Genomic DNA, 272 nt, shown 5'->3' on the forward strand with positions numbered 1-272 from the left:
GCATTAGTGATAACGATTTTAGTTACGTTGAAATTAAATTAACTCAAAATGGTAAACAAAAGACTATAAGGGCTAGCAAAATTGAGAATGACAATGTTCCTTTCTTAACAATGGAATACCAAATATCACAATCTAAATATAATGTCAGGATCATCGCAGCAGAAGATAGGCGCTTTGCTGTGCATCATCGAAGAAAAGCTCATGAAGAGTCTGAAGAACTAAGGCGCATACTATCTGAACTAGTTTCGTTATCATCTCTATCTGTTTACAGG

At 34.9% G+C, this 272-nt stretch carries 1 pseudogene; it reads left to right on the forward strand.

The window, feature by feature from the left end:
* A pseudogene (locus AAEY72_RS14885) lies at nt 1-272 on the forward strand (ATP-binding protein); the annotation flags it as partial.

It is taken from the genome of Psychrobacter sp. W2-37-MNA-CIBAN-0211 (genome assembly GCF_040309405.1).
Lineage (GTDB): Bacteria > Pseudomonadota > Gammaproteobacteria > Pseudomonadales > Moraxellaceae > Psychrobacter > Psychrobacter glaciei.